Source organism: Cryobacterium sp. TMT1-3, assembly GCF_004402315.1.
Classification (GTDB): Bacteria; Actinomycetota; Actinomycetes; order Actinomycetales; family Microbacteriaceae; genus Cryobacterium; species Cryobacterium luteum.
This window is the reverse complement of record NZ_SOFW01000006.1, coordinates 122,635-136,873: the sequence shown is the minus strand read 5'-3', so window position 1 is coordinate 136,873 and position 14,239 is coordinate 122,635. Positions and strand designations below refer to the sequence as shown.

Here is a 14,239-nt window from a genome sequence, read left to right as displayed (position 1 = left end):
GACGGCTAGCGGATGCTGCGCCCACACTCCCAAACGCCTATCGTTGCCTGTGATGATTACGCGACGAGAAGTAGCACTGCGCCTGGATATCCCCTTGGAAATGGCGGCCCGCCACGGCATTCCCTCGCGGCTCAGCGAGGGCCAGCTCGCCAAACTCGAAGCTGAACCGCCGGTCTGGCTGGTGCAGTCGCGCGCCAACCGCACCGGCAAGAAGCCGGTCTGGGTGCAGCTCACCTGCACGATTTGTGGTTACACCGAAGCCGTCCGCCCGAAAAAGTGGTGGCCGACGTTCACCTACATCAGTTGCTCGAACCACGGTTTCGACGAATTACCCGAACCGGCCCCCGGATTCGGCCGCACCGAGTGCGACGGCATCGGCAGCCAGTTCATCGGCATCACCGATGAGGCGCCGACCCCCGAGCACTCGGTCTGACCTCCCGCAGCCCGCGCACCTGAAAGTCCGCTGATCTGGCAGCATTCCGGCATGCTCGGGGCGTACGATCCGGGTATGAATCCGAATGCACGAGGTCGTTGATCATGTCCGGCAATTTTCTCCGTTGGCTCCCCGCCGTCATCGTTCCGGCCGTTGTTGTCGCCGCAGTCATCGCCGTGCCGCTCCAGGCCGGTGCTGCTGTCGACCTTCCCGATAAGACTCCCGAGCAGGTGCTGCTCCTGGTGAACGACAGCACCGTATCCACCTTCTCCGGAACGGTCGCCCAATCAGCTGATCTGGGCCTTCCGTCGCTCGACCTCGGCGCGGGCATGAACGAGGTCGCCCCCACCGGAACGTCGACCGGAACGTCGACCGGATCGTCGACCGTGGCGCTGACCACGGCACTGGAACTGCTCAGCGGCTCGCACGATTTTCGCGTGTACGCCGGGGGCGAGAACCGGTTTAGAGTGCAGGTCAAGGATCGCATGGACGAACGTGACGTGATCCACAACGGCAGCGACGTCTGGCTGTACGACTCGAGCAGTAACGCGGCGACCCACCTGCGCCTGCCGCCGGACCTCTCCGCTGCCGCTGCGGAGAAACTGGCCGAACTGCCGTCTCAGCTGCCCTCTGACCTGTCGACGCCGTCCCAGCTTGCCGAGCGCGTATTGACCGAGCTCGAACCCAGTACGACGGTGTCGGTCGGCACCGACGCCCGGGTAGCCGGGCGCAGCGTGTACCAGCTGGTGCTCACGCCGCGCACAACGGACACCCTCGTGGCATCCGTATCGATCGCGGTAGATGCCGAGACCGGCCTGCCCTTGCAGGTGACGGTGCTGGCCGTGGGGCAGAGCACACCGGCTTTCCAGGTTGGTTTTACAGCCATCGACTTCGCGGCTCCAGAGGCGGCCCTGTTCGACTTCGTGCCGCCGGCGGGCGCCACCGTGACGGAACAAGCCGTTCCGAACCTGTCCGGCACTGTCGGTGAGGGCGGGGTCGATCACTCGTATGACCCCAGCAAAGCCGCCGGTGCGGTCCCCATCGTCACGGGTACCGGCTGGTCCAGCATCACCGAAGTGCCGGCAGCCGCGGTAGCGGCCGAACTGGGGGACAACCCCATGATCGACCAGCTGACGACGGCCGTCGACGGCGGGCGTGCCCTGAAAACGTCCCTCCTCACGGTTTTCCTGGCCGGTGATGGTCGCGTTTTCGCCGGGGCGGTTCCGCTCGCCCGGCTGCAGGCAGCGGCCGAGTGATTCCTCCGGCAACGCTGGTCACCGCCGTGACGTGCACGACGCCGTGACCGGCGCTACCCCGGAGGGTGACCTCGCCATCGAAAGTCGGGGTCTGACCAAAAGGTTCGGCAAACAAACCGCGGTGAACAGTATCGACCTCGCGGTTCCCCGTGGGTCCGTCTTCGGGTTTCTCGGCCCCAACGGTTCGGGCAAGACCACGACCATCCGCATGCTGCTCGCACTCACCCAGGCCACGAGCGGCACCGTCTCCGTTTTGGGCCACAGCATGCCGGCCCGGCTCCACCACGTGCTTCCCCGGGTCGGCGCGCTCGTCGAGGGACCAGCGTTTTATCCCTTCCTCTCGGGTGCGGCCAACCTCCGGCGACTGGACACCGCCGACCGACACGCGTCAAGCAACACCCGCGGCGCCCGGGTGCAGTTTGCGCTGGAACGGGTCGGGCTCACCCACGCGGCCGACAAAAAGGTGCACGCGTATTCGCTCGGCATGAAGCAGCGGCTCGGTATCGCCAACGCGCTGCTGCTCCCTCGGGACCTGCTCGTGCTCGATGAGCCCACCAACGGCCTTGATCCCCAGGGCACCCGAGAGGTGCGCACCCTCGTGCGATCCCTCGCGGCCGAGGGCACGACCGTCTTCGTCTCCAGCCATCTGCTCGCCGAGGTGGATCAGATTTGCACTCATGCTGCCGTCATGAGCGCCGGCAGCATCGTCGCCCAGGGCACCCTGGCCGCGCTGCGGCAGGGCGGGGACACTCGGGTGCGCGTGCGCACACCGGATACCGCCGGTGCGGTGCGCGTGCTCACCCACCTCGGACTGGAACCATTTCTCGCTCCGGACGACCGTGCCGACCGGGACGTGGTCGCGCCGCTACGCGGCTCCCAGTGGCAACCGGAAGCCATCGTCACGGCCCTCGTTGCCGGTGGGGTGCGCATCCGTGGTTTCCTCGTCGAGGAACCGAGTCTCGAAGAACGTTTCGTGGCGTTGACCGGGGAGGGTTTCGATGTCGTCCAGTGACGTTTCTGTGCCAAACAGCGCCGAGGTCCCCGTCCGGGGGAGGGGTGGCTGGGACCTGCTCGGATCCGAGCTGGCGGTGCTGTTTCGCCGTCGTCGCACCTGGGCCATGCTCGTCGCCATTGCGCTGATCCCGATCCTGCTCGCCGTCGCGGTGCGCTTGTCGTCGTCGACGCTGAACCCGGGGGAGGGACCGCCCTTTCTCGATCGGGTGACTCAGAACGGACTGTTCGTCGGCTTCACGGCTATGGTCGTTGCTATTCCCCTGTTTCTTCCGCTCACCATCGGTGTCGTCGCCGGTGACACGATCGCCGGTGAAGCCGGCCTCGGCACCCTGCGCTACCTTCTGGTGGCACCGGCCGGCCGGGTGCGGCTGCTGCTGGTCAAGTACGTCGGTGCGGCCGTGTTCTGCCTCGTGGCGACGCTGACGCTCACCGTGTCCGGTGCGCTTATCGGTGCCGCCCTGTTCCCGGTGGGCCCGGTCACGCTGTTGTCGGGGGACACCATCAGCGTCGCCGAATCGCTGCTGCGTTCGTTGCTGGTGGCGGCCTACGTCACCGTCTCGCTGCTGGGTCTGGCGATGATCGGACTTTTCATCTCCACGCTCACCGATGTTCCCGTGGGAGCCATGGCGGCGACGGTCGTGGTGTCGGTGGTCGCTCAGATCCTCGATGTCATTCCGCAGCTGTCCTGGCTCCACCCATGGCTGTTCAGTCACTACTGGCTCAGATTCGCCGACCTGCTGCGGCAGCCCCTCGACCTGGGCTCGTTCGGCCAGAACGCGATCGTGCAGGCGTGTTACCTGGCCGTGTTCGGCGCGTTGGCCTACAGCCGGTTCGTGACCAAGGACATCCTGTCCTGAATCGCAGCCGGAATAAGACGGCAATTTAACGTGACAAGGCCGGATCCAGGGGATCCGGCCTTGTGAACTGTCTCAACCAGTCCTCGATGATCTCTCGAAAGAAATCTCCGTGTCCGAGATGGGAATTGAACCCACACGCCCTTAACGGGCACTGGCACCTCAAGCCAGCGCGTCTACCAATTCCGCCACCCGGACTGGGTGAAACGGCCTCCGGATGAACCGGCCGCCGAGGTAATAACTTAGCACGGTTTTGAAGCCTGCTTGTGTCACTAGCACCAGCAGCGACCGGTAGCGTTTGATCATGGCTTCCTCCCCGAACATGCTCCCGGCTCCACATTCCGCTGATTCAGCGGGTCCGTCCCGTGCAGATGTTCCCCAGAAACTTGACCTGACCGCGCAAATTGCGCGTGATCTCATCCGTTTCGACACCACGAATTACGGTGAAGGGCGTTCCAACGGCGAAACGGATGCCGCTGAGTACGTCGCCGAGAAGCTGCGCGCCCTGGGCCTCGCCCCCGAGCTGTTCGATTCCGAACCTGGCCGCACCAGTGTGGTCGCGCGGGTCAAAGGCAAAGACTCCTTGCGGCCGGCACTGGTCGTACACGGGCACCTGGACGTCGTGCCGGCCGATGCGGCCAACTGGAGCGTCGACCCCTTCGCCGGCGTGATCAAGGACGGGTTGTTGTGGGGTCGTGGCGCCGTCGACATGAAGAACATGGATGCCATGATTCTGGCCTCCCTGCAGGACGTCATCAGCGCCCAGGGTGCGCCGGAACGAGACCTCGTCATCGCGTTCTTCGCTGACGAGGAAGCGGGAGGCGTGCTGGGCTCACATTTTCTGGTCAACGAGCACCCGCACCTGTTCGACGGGGCTACGGAGGCGATCAGCGAGGTTGGCGGCTACTCGATCACCCTCGGCGGAAAGCGCGCCTATCTGCTGCAGACCGGTGAGAAAGCGCTGATCTGGGTCAAGCTTGTTGCCCGCGGCGAGGCCGGGCACGGCTCCCGCATGCACCCGAACAACGCCATCACCCGACTCGCCGAGGCCGTGGCCGCATTGGGGCGCCACGAATGGCCGATCCGGCTGACCGACACAGCCGAGCAGCTGCTCGGTGAGATCGCCCGCATTCTCGACGTGGACCCGCAGCGCGTCGGCCCCGATGAACTCGCCCTGGCGACCGGCACGGCCTCGGGCTTCATCCAGGCCAGCCTGCGCACGACCGCCAACCCGACCGGCCTCACCGCCGGTTACAAGCACAATGTCATCCCCGATACGGCCGAGGCTCTCATCGACATCCGGTCACTGCCGGGCGAGGAAGACCTCGTACTCGCCCAGATTCAGGAGATTGTCGGTTCCGACATCGAAATCGTCACAATGCACCGCGATATCGGTCTGGAAACGGAATTCAGCGGGCCACTGATCGACGCGGTCGTGAGCACCCTGGAACGCCACGACCCGGGCGCACCGGTGTTGCCCTACCTGCTGTCGGCCGGAACCGACAACAAGGCACTCAGCACCCTCGGAATCAAGGGCTATGGTTTCGCACCGCTTCGCCTCCCCGCCGACTTGGACTTCCCCGCAATGTTCCACGGAGTGGACGAGCGGGTGCCTCTGGACGCATTAGTGTTTGGCAGGCAGGTTTTGACCGACCTGTTCTCAAACTATTGACTTAGTGAACCGTCGCTCGGCGTAGCCGGGCCCGGGTTCTCCGAGTAGTCAAGAGTGATCAAGTGTTCGAAGTAATCGAAGTAATCGAAGTAATCCGAGAAAGCGAAGCGTGTGGACTTTCTGAATGCGATCATCCTGGGCCTGGTTCAGGGACTGACCGAGTTCCTCCCGGTATCGTCGAGCGCGCACATCACCATCGTCGGCCAGTTTCTCGGCACCGGTGAAGATCCGGGAGCTCGATTCACGGCGATCACGCAAATCGGTACCGAGGCAGCCGTCGTCATATTCTTCTGGCGCGACATCGTGCGCATCATTGGCCAGTGGGCAAAATCACTGACGGGGCGAGTCTCTCGAGCTGACCCGGATGCCCGACTGGGCTGGCTGATTATTCTCGGCTCGCTGCCCATCATCATTCTCGGCTTGCTGTTCCAGGACCAGATCGAAACCGTACTGCGCTCGCTCTGGATCACCGCCACGATGCTCATCGTCTTTGGGGTGCTGCTGGGCATTGCCGACTTCGTCGGTGCCAAACGGCGCAGACTGCAGGACATCACGGTGGGCCACGGCGCGATTTACGGCTTTGCCCAGGCGCTTGCTTTGATCCCCGGCGTGTCCCGGTCGGGCGGAACCATCACCGCCGGCCTGTTTCTCGGCTACGAGCGCGCTGCAGCGGCCCGCTACGCTTTCCTCCTGGCGATTCCCGCCGTGCTCGGGAGCGGCTTCTTCCAGGTCTACAAATCCATCGCCGAGCCCTGCCTGGCCGGCGCCACCACCTGCACCCCCGAAATCTTCGGTCCGCTCGAAACGCTCGTCGCGACGATCATCGCTTTCGTGGTGGCTCTGGGCGTGATCGCCTTCTTCATGAACTACATTTCCAAGCGCAGTTTTCTCCCGTTCGTGATCTATCGCATTGTGCTCGGCATCGTGCTGTTCGTGCTCCTCGGCACCAACGTCATCTCCGCCTAGCCGATTCCCACCGCGATGACCCGTGCGAACCGATCGTCCCAGCAAAGCTAGGCTGGTCGAATGCGTGCATGGGAACGACCCGATCTAGTTTCTGTCCCCGGTGAGTCGAGTGCACCCTGGCTCCACGACACCAAAACCGACAGCCTCGTGCTGGCGCTGCCACTCGATGCCGCCCGCCTCTATGTTTGCGGTATCACGCCATACGACGCGACCCACATCGGCCACGCCAACACCTACCTGGCGTTCGACACCCTGCAGCGGGTCTGGATCGACGCTGGTTTTCGCGTTCACTATGCCCAGAATGTGACGGATGTCGACGACCCGCTCCTGGAACGGGCGACCGCCACAGGCATGGACTGGCGTGACCTGGCGGAGTCTCAGGTCGAGCTCTTCCGCACCGACATGGAAGCGCTCGGCATCATCCCACCAGATGATTTCGTCGCCGTGACCGAGGTTATCGACGAGGTCGCCGCAGCCGTTGCGCTGTTGCAGGATGCCGGCCTCGCCTACACGGTGCCGACCGAGGACGCCATTGCCGGCGCTGACGGTACGATCGCCGCCGACTGGTATTTCGACATTCGGGCTGCGGAAGACAACACCGACTGGACGCTCGGTGACGAGAGCAACCTCGACCTGGTCAGCATGCTCCGTCTGTTCGCCGAGCGCGGGGGAGACCCGGACCGGGTCGGCAAACGGGATCGCCTCGATCCGCTGCTGTGGAAAGCCGCGCGCAGCGGGGAACCAGCGTGGGAATCGGCCGTCGGTGCGGGGCGCCCCGGTTGGCACATCGAGTGTTCGGTCATTGCCCTCAAGGAACTCGGTACCGACTTCACCGTGCAGGGCGGCGGCTCAGACCTGATCTTCCCGCACCATGACATGAGTGCCGGGCACGCGGAAGCGCTGTCCGGTCATCCGCTGGCCGGTGTCTATAGTCACACGGGCATGGTCGCGTATCGAGGCGAGAAGATGAGCAAGTCGCTCGGCAACCTCGTTCTGGTCTCCAGGCTTCGCGCCAGCGGCTTTGACCCGCGCGCGATTCGACTGGCTCTGTTGGCCCGGCACTACCGCACCGACTGGGAATGGACCGCGACGCTGTTGGACGAGGCCGTCGTGCGCCTGTCGGTGTGGTCGGCCGCCTTCGGCGCTGCGGCCGTGACCGGGGCCGCGGGTGAACCCGGTGACGCAACCAAAACGGCGGCGGTCGGTGCGTCAGCCGCGCTCGTGCAGGCCCTCCGACTCGCTCTGCGCCACGACCTCGACACTCCGGAAGCCCTGCAGCTCATCGACGAGGCTGTCGACCTGCCGCTCGACGACCTGGGTTTGGTCAATCGTGCGATCAGCGCGCTGCTCGGCGTAGCGCTCTAGCGCCGGCTGGGCTGGCTGGCTGCGCTCAGTGCCGGGGCCCGTCGGGCCTGCTGCCAGGACCATCCGGACGACCGTCGGGTCGGCCATCGGCGCGGCCGTCGCCGCCACGCTTGCGCAGATATTTCTCGAATTCCTGGGCTATCGCCTCGCCGCTCGCCTCCGGCGAGTCGACCGTATCCCTCGCCTGCTCAAGCTGGGCGATATAGGCTGCCATTTCCTCGTCTTCGCCAGCGAGAACGTCGATCCCGGACTCCCACTCGGCTGCCTCGGTCACCAGCACACCCCGGGGGATCACCACGTCGATGACCTCTTCGAGCTTGTCGATCAGCGCGAGCATCGCCTTGGGCGACGGAGCATTGTGTACATAGTGGGGGACCGATGCCCAGATCGACAGGGTAGGAATTCCCACCGTCTCAGCGGCATCCGACAGCACGCTGAGAATACCGACCGGCCCCTCGTAGTTGCTGCGCTCGATCTGTAGTTCGGCGCGCACCTGCGCATTGTCGCTGGACACGAAGATCGAAATCGGACGGGTGTGCGGCACGTCGGCGAGCATCGCCCCCAGGAACACCACACCGCTCACGTCGGCGGCGAGTGCCGCGTCGAGGATCTCGGCGGCAAAACTTTTCCAGCTGCGCGACGGCTCCGTGCCGATTAGCAGGTAGATATTTCCCGCGTTGGTTCCGCTGACACGCAACTGCGCATCTTCGGCCAACGGAACGCTGACCACTCCGGGGGTTTTGGGGCCGTACATGATCGCGCCCGGCCAGCTGAGCGTGCGAACGCCATCTTCGTTGGTCGACACCGTGGGCCGATTGAACTGATAGTCGAAGTACAGTTCCGGATCGACCTCGGTGATCACCTCGACGTCGAGCAGGTCCTTGAGCGCGCGAACGGCACCCGTCGCGGCCTCACCGGCATCATTCCAGCCTTCGAAAGCGACGACGAGAAGCCGCCCGCCCAGAAACCCATTACCGTCAGCCACCGTGTTCGTCCTCAATTCCTTCGGCCTTCCGTGTAGAGAGCCTCAGTCAAGGATAGGCGGTGGCCCTACACTTGAACCCCGTGAATGTTTTTCCTGTGCCACCGCCCACGCCCGCTTCCCTGCCCGCCGCCGTCTTGTGGGACATGGACGGCACCATCGTCGACACCGAGCCGTACTGGATGCGGGCGGAAACTGAACTCGTCACCGAATTCGGCGGGGTATGGAGTCACGACGACGGCATGCTATTGGTCGGCTTGGGGCTATGGAATTCCGCCGCGATCCTGCAGTCCCGAGGCGTGGATCTGTCCCCGGATGCCATCGTGGCCCGTCTCACCGATCGAGTGCAACAACAATTGGCCGAACACGGTATCCCGTGGCGTCCCGGATCACGCGAGCTGCTGCAGGAGTTGAAAGTGGCCGGTGTCCCGACGGCACTCGTGACCATGTCGGTGGAGCGCATGGCACGCCAGATCATCGACCTCATCGATTTCGACGCCTTCGACGTCGTCGTCGCCGGCGACATGGTCGCCAACAGCAAGCCCCACCCCGACCCCTACCTGGTCGCCGCCAAGAACCTCGGTGTCGACCCGGCAGAGTGCATCGCGATCGAGGATTCCGTGCCCGGCGTCGCATCCGCTGTTGCCGCCGGTACCATCACCATCGCCGTTCCGCACCAGATCGACCTGCCGGAGAGCGACCGCTACACCCGATGGTCCACCCTCACCGGGCGCACCCTCGACGACATTGTCGCGCTGTACCAATTCTCGACTCGGCCAGGTTCGGCCGTACCCGTTCATTCTCTCGCCCCCACCGGGTTCGCCCGAAACGAAAGTGCACCACTCGCATGAGCAACAACCAGGTTATCCAAAACAGTGGACTCTTTCGCGTTGGCGACCGGGTGCAACTCACCGGGCCTAAGGGGCGGATGAACACCATCACGCTGCAGCAGGGCCTCACTTTTCACACGCACCGCGGCATCCTCGCGCACGACGACATCATCGGTCAGCCAGACGGATCCGTCGTCACCAACAACGTCGGGGTCGAACACCTGGCGCTGCGACCGCTGCTGGTGGATTTCGTGATGAGTATGCCCCGCGGTGCCGCCATCATTTATCCCAAAGACGCCGCCCAGATTCTGGCGCAGGCCGATATTTTTCCCGGCGCGACCGTCGTCGAAGCCGGCGTCGGTTCGGGGGCGCTGTCGCTCTGGCTGTTGCGCGCAATCGGCCCGGCCGGCCGCCTCGCTTCCTTCGAACGACGTGAAGAATTCGCCGACGTTGCCAGGGACAATATCGCCACCTTCCTCGGCACCGATCCGGAGAACTGGACAATCACGCTCGGTGACCTCGCCGAGACGCTGCCAGACACCCTGCCCGCGCGCAGCGTCGACCGAGTCGTGCTAGACATGCTGGCGCCGTGGGAATGTCTCGGTGCCGTCTCCGATGCCCTCAAGCCCGGGGGAGTTTTGCTCTGCTACGTTGCCACGGTGACGCAACTCTCCCGCGTGGCTGAAGCCATTCGCGGTACCGGGTTCTACACCAACCCTGATTCCAACGAAACGATGATTCGCGGCTGGCATGTCGAGGGACTCGCTGTGCGGCCGGACCATCGCATGATCGGCCACACCGGTTTTCTCATCACCGCTCGACGTCTGGCCCCCGACACGATCCTGCCCGAGCTGAAGCGACGCCCCTCCAAGACAGATTTCAGCGACGCGGATGTCGAGGCCTGGACCCCGGGAGCGCTCGGCGAACGCAACGTGAGCGCCAAGGTCATGCGCAAACGCGTACGGGCGGCCGGTACAAGCGCAGAGCTTTCCAAGGCTCGAGACCTCGACGCCGGTTAGGATGGGGCTCGGCCCTTTTTGGTTGTAGTGCGCCGAAACCACGGCCATCCTGCGCCTGAAGCACCCGTACCACCCCTCACACCCGCGCAGCGGATCCATGCTGCAGCAACCCAGTACCGAAAGAAGGACTTGTGCGCAAAGCATCCGCGCTGATCATCACCGCCGGCCTCGTGATGACGGCACTGACCGCGTGTGCCAGCCCCGGCCCGGCTCAAGCCAGCTGTGACTCCACGACCACGTCGGGTCCCGCTTCGGAACTCGTGTCGGTCACCGGCGAGTTCGGAACCGCCCCGGACGTCAACTTTCCGACCCCGCTGAAGTCAGCCACCACCCAGCGCAGCGAAATCATCGCGGGTTCCGGCGAGAAAATCGGCGGCGGCCAGCTGATCTCTGCCGAGATCAATATCTACAACGGAACCAACGGCAATGTCATCGCGCAGGGCGCCTACGACGCAGCCAACGTGCCCCTGTTCCTGCTGAACGGCGCCGACATCAGCGGCATCACGGACGGGCTGCTCTGCGCCCGCGTTGGTGAACGCGTCGTGATCGTTGTTGCGCCCGACGACGGGTTCGCGGGCACCGACAGTCAGCCAGCGGGAGTGGCACCGACCGACACCCTCGTCGTCGTCGTCGATGTTGTCAAGGCCTTCCTGCCCCGGGCCAACGGTGTGGACCAGACGGTCGCAAACGGCCTGCCCGCTGTCGTCCTCGATGAAGACGGGGTTCCGGGAGTTGTCGTGCCTAACGGTGACGCGCCCACGACCCTCGAAGTCGGCGTGCTGAAGAAGGGGTCGGGGGAAAAGATCGAGGCGGATTCCAACGTCATCGTCAACCTCATCGGCGTGCTGTGGAAAGACAAAAAGGTTCTGTCATCGACTTGGAGCGACGGTTCGCCCACCCAGCTGGTGCCCAACGGTGTCATCAGCGGTCTGGCGACAGCACTCACCGGACAGACGGTCGGCTCGCAGATCGTCGCCGTCATTCCCCCCGACCAGGGCTACGGAGCCACCGCCACCGACACCATCCCGGCCGGTTCCACCCTCGTCTTCGTCGTCGATATTCTCGGCGTCAGCTAAATCGGGTCGCTTCATGCCAATCCAGCCGGGCGCTGAACCCTCGGAAAGCCAGACCGAGCGCAAACCTGCATCGGTCACGGCTCCTGAACGGTTGTTCAGCCTCGTCCTGGCGCTTATTGCGACGGAAGCGGGCCTGACCAAGGCCGACATCCTGGCCAACGTGCAGGGATACCGGCAGCGGTATACCGCGGACGGTTCGAACGAGAGCCTCGAGCGCCAGTTCGAGCGCGACAAAGACGACATCCGTGAATTGGGTATACCGCTGGAAACCATTGAGCCCCCGGACGATCCGGGCAGCAACCACTTTCTGCGCTATCGCATCCCCAAGGGTTTGTACGACCTGCCCTCGGATGTCACCTTCACGCCGAACGAGGTATCCCTGCTCAAACTGGCAGGAACGGTCTGGCGCGAAGGGTCACTGTCCGGAGAATCCCGCCGGGCCGTGATGAAGCTGAACTCCCTCGGTGTTGAATCGAGCGAACCTGTTCTGGGTTATGCACCCCTGCTGCGCACGAAGGATCCGAGCTTCGACCCCCTGAGCAAGGCCCTGGACCGCTCACAGGTCGTGGCGTTCCTGTACCTCAAACCGGGGGAGACCAAGCCTGCGCGTCGCGTGGTCGCACCCCGGGCGCTCGTCCAGCATGAAGGGCGCTGGCACCTGTACGCCACCGATGAAGCCGTTCGCTCCGCACGGACCTTTCTGCTGGCGCGCATCGTGGGCGCAGTCGCCGTGGTCCCCAACACGACGCCGGTTCCGTTCAGCGCTGACACGACCAGCGGGGCCACCGACAGCGCAACGGCCCTCGCCGAACTCGACGCCCTGTGGGCAGCCAACAGCGCACGCATCGTCGTTCTGCCGCAATCCGACGCCGCCGTGCGCCTGGGTGCCCGGCAGGCAACACAGTACACCAGCGGAACGCACACGCCGTCGGCCGAAGGTGCCCTGACCCTGCACTTCACCGACCTGAATATCTTCGCTGACGAACTGGCCGCATTCGGCCCGGAAGTGTTCGTCGAGAGTCCCCTCAGCGTGCGCACCGCGGTGCGCGCACGACTGGTCGCGGCCCGAACCGCCCACGCTGCTGCGTTTCCCGAGTCCCCGTCCGGCCGCCCAGTGCGCCGCCGCACGCCACCCGCGCACCCCCAGCCGGCCAAAGCCGCCAGCCAACCCCGGATCGCCGGCGACCAGCTCACCCTGCTGCTCTCTCTCGTTCCCTACCTCATCGACCAGGGGCGGGTCACGGTCATCGAGGTGGCTGAACATTTCGGCCTCTCCGCAGATCGGGTGCGCGGGCTGGTACGCCTCATCGCGCTGTCCGGCATTCCCGGGGAAACCCGGCAATACCTGCACGGCGACCTCTTCGACATTCTCTGGGATGAATTCGAAACGAATGATCGGATCGTGCTCACCCACCAGGTGGCGATTGATGATTCCCCGCGATTCTCGGCCAGGGAGGCCGCAGCACTCATCGCCGGACTGCAATACCTGTCTGCCCTGCCCGACAATGCCGATACCGACGCGATCGCCTCCCTGATGGCGAAGTTGACCCGCGGCGCCTCTGCGCCACCGACCCAGGTGGCAGTCGCCCAGCGTGATGCCGGAACAACCCGCAGCATCGTGCAGACGGCTCTGACCACGGGGATGCAGGTCGAGTTCGACTACCTGAACGCTCGCGGCGGTCACGAACACCGTCTCGTCGACCCCCTGCGCATCGAATCGGTCGACAACGACTGGTACCTGCGGGGTTGGTGCCACCTGCGCGAAGCGGTGCGAACCTTCCGGCTGGACCGTATGAGTGAGCCTCGCATCACCGTGACGCCGCGCAGCACCCACGCCGGAGATCTACTGCTGCCCGATACCCTGTTTCAAGCGTCCACTGACGATGTCGATGTGCGCCTGGAACTCTCGACCGCAGCCCTGCCGCTGCTCGCTGACTACCGGCCAGAGCGGTCAGAGCCGGTCGGCTCGGGTGCGCTTACCCGCACCACCCTGCGCGTGGCCCATTTCCACGGGCTCAAACGGCTGGTCACCGGGCTGGCCGGCATCGTCACGGTGCTCGAACCGGCCGAATCGCGCCGAGTGGTGGCCGAGTGGGCCGCGGCCGGGCTCGCGCAGTACGCCGCAGCTGACCAGACACCGACAGAGACGCTCTAGCGATGCCGTGGTGGTCGTGGCTGCTCCTTTGGTGCGGTCTCGTGCTGGGCCTGATATCCGTACTTACCTGGTGTGCGGTCGTGCTCTACCGAAAGGCGCTGGGAACTCTGCGGGCGGGTGAAGCCCTCACCGCTCGTATCTTTGAATTGGATTCTGACCCGACCCACCCCGCTGCGACATTCACCCCGGCTGTTTTCACCGACCTCGCCGAGCTGCGTGAGAACGTCGAGCAGCAGCGGGTGGAACGCACCCGCCGACGCGAGGTGCGTCGCGATGCGCTGATCGTGCGGGGTAAACTGATGCGAAACGTCCGCTAACCGCCACGCCCGCTAAACAGAGGACACACCCTCATGCTGCAAAACCTGACCGGATGGCATTTCCTGATCATCCTCGTCGTCGTCCTGCTCCTCTTCGGTGCTCCGAAGCTTCCCGGACTCGCTCGCAGCCTCGGCCAGTCGATGAAAATCTTCAAGAGCGAGATCAAGAGCGATTCGGTCGACCCTGATCCCAACGCCCCGACTTCGTCCGCGAGCACCACGGGTACCGACGCATCGAAGACGTCCGGCCCGACGGCGGCCGGCCCAGCCGACCCCGCCGTCAAGCCCTAGTACCGTGGC

The 14,239-nt window shown here is 64.7% G+C and carries 14 protein-coding genes and 1 tRNA gene; 13 read left to right on the top strand and 2 right to left on the bottom strand.

All coding sequences use genetic code 11. The features are described 5' to 3' along the window. Positions 1-52: 52 nt before the first annotated feature. The 4 genes from E3O25_RS01175 (at position 53) to E3O25_RS01160 (ending at position 3,560) form a co-directional block, all read left to right on the top strand. Positions 53-433 (top strand): hypothetical protein, encoded by a 381-nt coding sequence (locus E3O25_RS01175; protein ID WP_092107931.1) that lies wholly within the window; start codon positions 53-55, stop codon positions 431-433. A gap of 104 nt (positions 434-537) precedes the next feature. Continuing rightward, positions 538-1,689, top strand: a complete 1,152-nt coding sequence (locus E3O25_RS01170; protein ID WP_134360254.1) for a DUF2092 domain-containing protein — start codon at positions 538-540, stop codon at positions 1,687-1,689. A 31-nt stretch (positions 1,690-1,720) separates the two neighbouring features. Beyond that, positions 1,721-2,701 (top strand): ABC transporter ATP-binding protein, encoded by a 981-nt coding sequence (locus E3O25_RS01165; RefSeq protein WP_241983844.1) that lies wholly within the window; start codon positions 1,721-1,723, stop codon positions 2,699-2,701. Next, complete coding sequence (locus E3O25_RS01160) at positions 2,688-3,560, top strand: ABC transporter permease (protein WP_134360253.1); 873 nt, start codon at positions 2,688-2,690, stop codon at positions 3,558-3,560. Before E3O25_RS01165 ends, E3O25_RS01160 begins: the two co-directional genes overlap by 14 nt. A 110-nt stretch (positions 3,561-3,670) precedes the next feature. On the opposite strand, the gene E3O25_RS01155 is transcribed toward E3O25_RS01160, so the two are convergent. Then, positions 3,671-3,755 (bottom strand) — tRNA-Leu (locus E3O25_RS01155). 124 nt (positions 3,756-3,879) lie between these two features. Between E3O25_RS01155 and E3O25_RS01150 the strand changes: the two genes are divergently transcribed. From E3O25_RS01150 to mshC, 3 genes are all read left to right on the top strand, one after another. Then, positions 3,880-5,229, top strand: coding sequence for a M20/M25/M40 family metallo-hydrolase (locus E3O25_RS01150; protein ID WP_134360395.1), 1,350 nt, complete (start codon positions 3,880-3,882; stop codon positions 5,227-5,229). Positions 5,230-5,340: 111 nt separating this feature from the next. After that, complete coding sequence (locus tag E3O25_RS01145; protein ID WP_092107941.1) at positions 5,341-6,195, top strand: undecaprenyl-diphosphate phosphatase; 855 nt, start codon at positions 5,341-5,343, stop codon at positions 6,193-6,195. Positions 6,196-6,255: 60 nt separating this feature from the next. After that, on the top strand, positions 6,256-7,560 hold the full coding sequence (gene mshC / locus E3O25_RS01140) for a cysteine--1-D-myo-inosityl 2-amino-2-deoxy-alpha-D-glucopyranoside ligase (RefSeq protein ID WP_134360252.1): 1,305 nt from the start codon (positions 6,256-6,258) through the stop codon (positions 7,558-7,560). A 25-nt stretch (positions 7,561-7,585) separates the two neighbouring features. Here mshC and E3O25_RS01135 read toward each other — a convergent pair whose 3' ends face one another. Beyond that, positions 7,586-8,545 carry a PAC2 family protein gene (locus E3O25_RS01135; RefSeq protein ID WP_092107945.1) on the bottom strand — a complete coding sequence of 320 codons (960 nt, stop codon included), beginning with the start codon at positions 8,543-8,545 and terminating at the stop codon, positions 7,586-7,588. An 80-nt stretch (positions 8,546-8,625) separates the two neighbouring features. Between E3O25_RS01135 and E3O25_RS01130 the strand changes: the two genes are divergently transcribed. The 6 genes from E3O25_RS01130 (at position 8,626) to tatA (ending at position 14,230) form a co-directional block, all read left to right on the top strand. Next, complete coding sequence (locus tag E3O25_RS01130) at positions 8,626-9,393, top strand: HAD family phosphatase (protein WP_255576014.1); 768 nt, start codon at positions 8,626-8,628, stop codon at positions 9,391-9,393. Continuing rightward, positions 9,390-10,391 (top strand): tRNA (adenine-N1)-methyltransferase, encoded by a 1,002-nt coding sequence (locus E3O25_RS01125; protein ID WP_092107947.1) that lies wholly within the window; start codon positions 9,390-9,392, stop codon positions 10,389-10,391. Before E3O25_RS01130 ends, E3O25_RS01125 begins: the two co-directional genes overlap by 4 nt. Before the next feature lie 131 nt (positions 10,392-10,522). Further along, complete coding sequence (locus tag E3O25_RS01120; RefSeq protein ID WP_092107949.1) at positions 10,523-11,467, top strand: FKBP-type peptidyl-prolyl cis-trans isomerase; 945 nt, start codon at positions 10,523-10,525, stop codon at positions 11,465-11,467. 13 nt (positions 11,468-11,480) lie between these two features. Next, positions 11,481-13,622, top strand: coding sequence for a YafY family protein (locus tag E3O25_RS17305; protein WP_241983845.1), 2,142 nt, complete (start codon positions 11,481-11,483; stop codon positions 13,620-13,622). 2 nt (positions 13,623-13,624) lie between these two features. Further along, a complete protein-coding gene (locus E3O25_RS01105) occupies positions 13,625-13,939 on the top strand; it encodes a hypothetical protein (protein ID WP_092107951.1) in 315 nt (104 codons plus the stop codon). A 33-nt stretch (positions 13,940-13,972) separates the two neighbouring features. Continuing rightward, positions 13,973-14,230 (top strand): twin-arginine translocase TatA/TatE family subunit, encoded by a 258-nt coding sequence (gene tatA / locus E3O25_RS17740; RefSeq protein ID WP_092107953.1) that lies wholly within the window; start codon positions 13,973-13,975, stop codon positions 14,228-14,230. Positions 14,231-14,239: the final 9 nt, after the last annotated feature.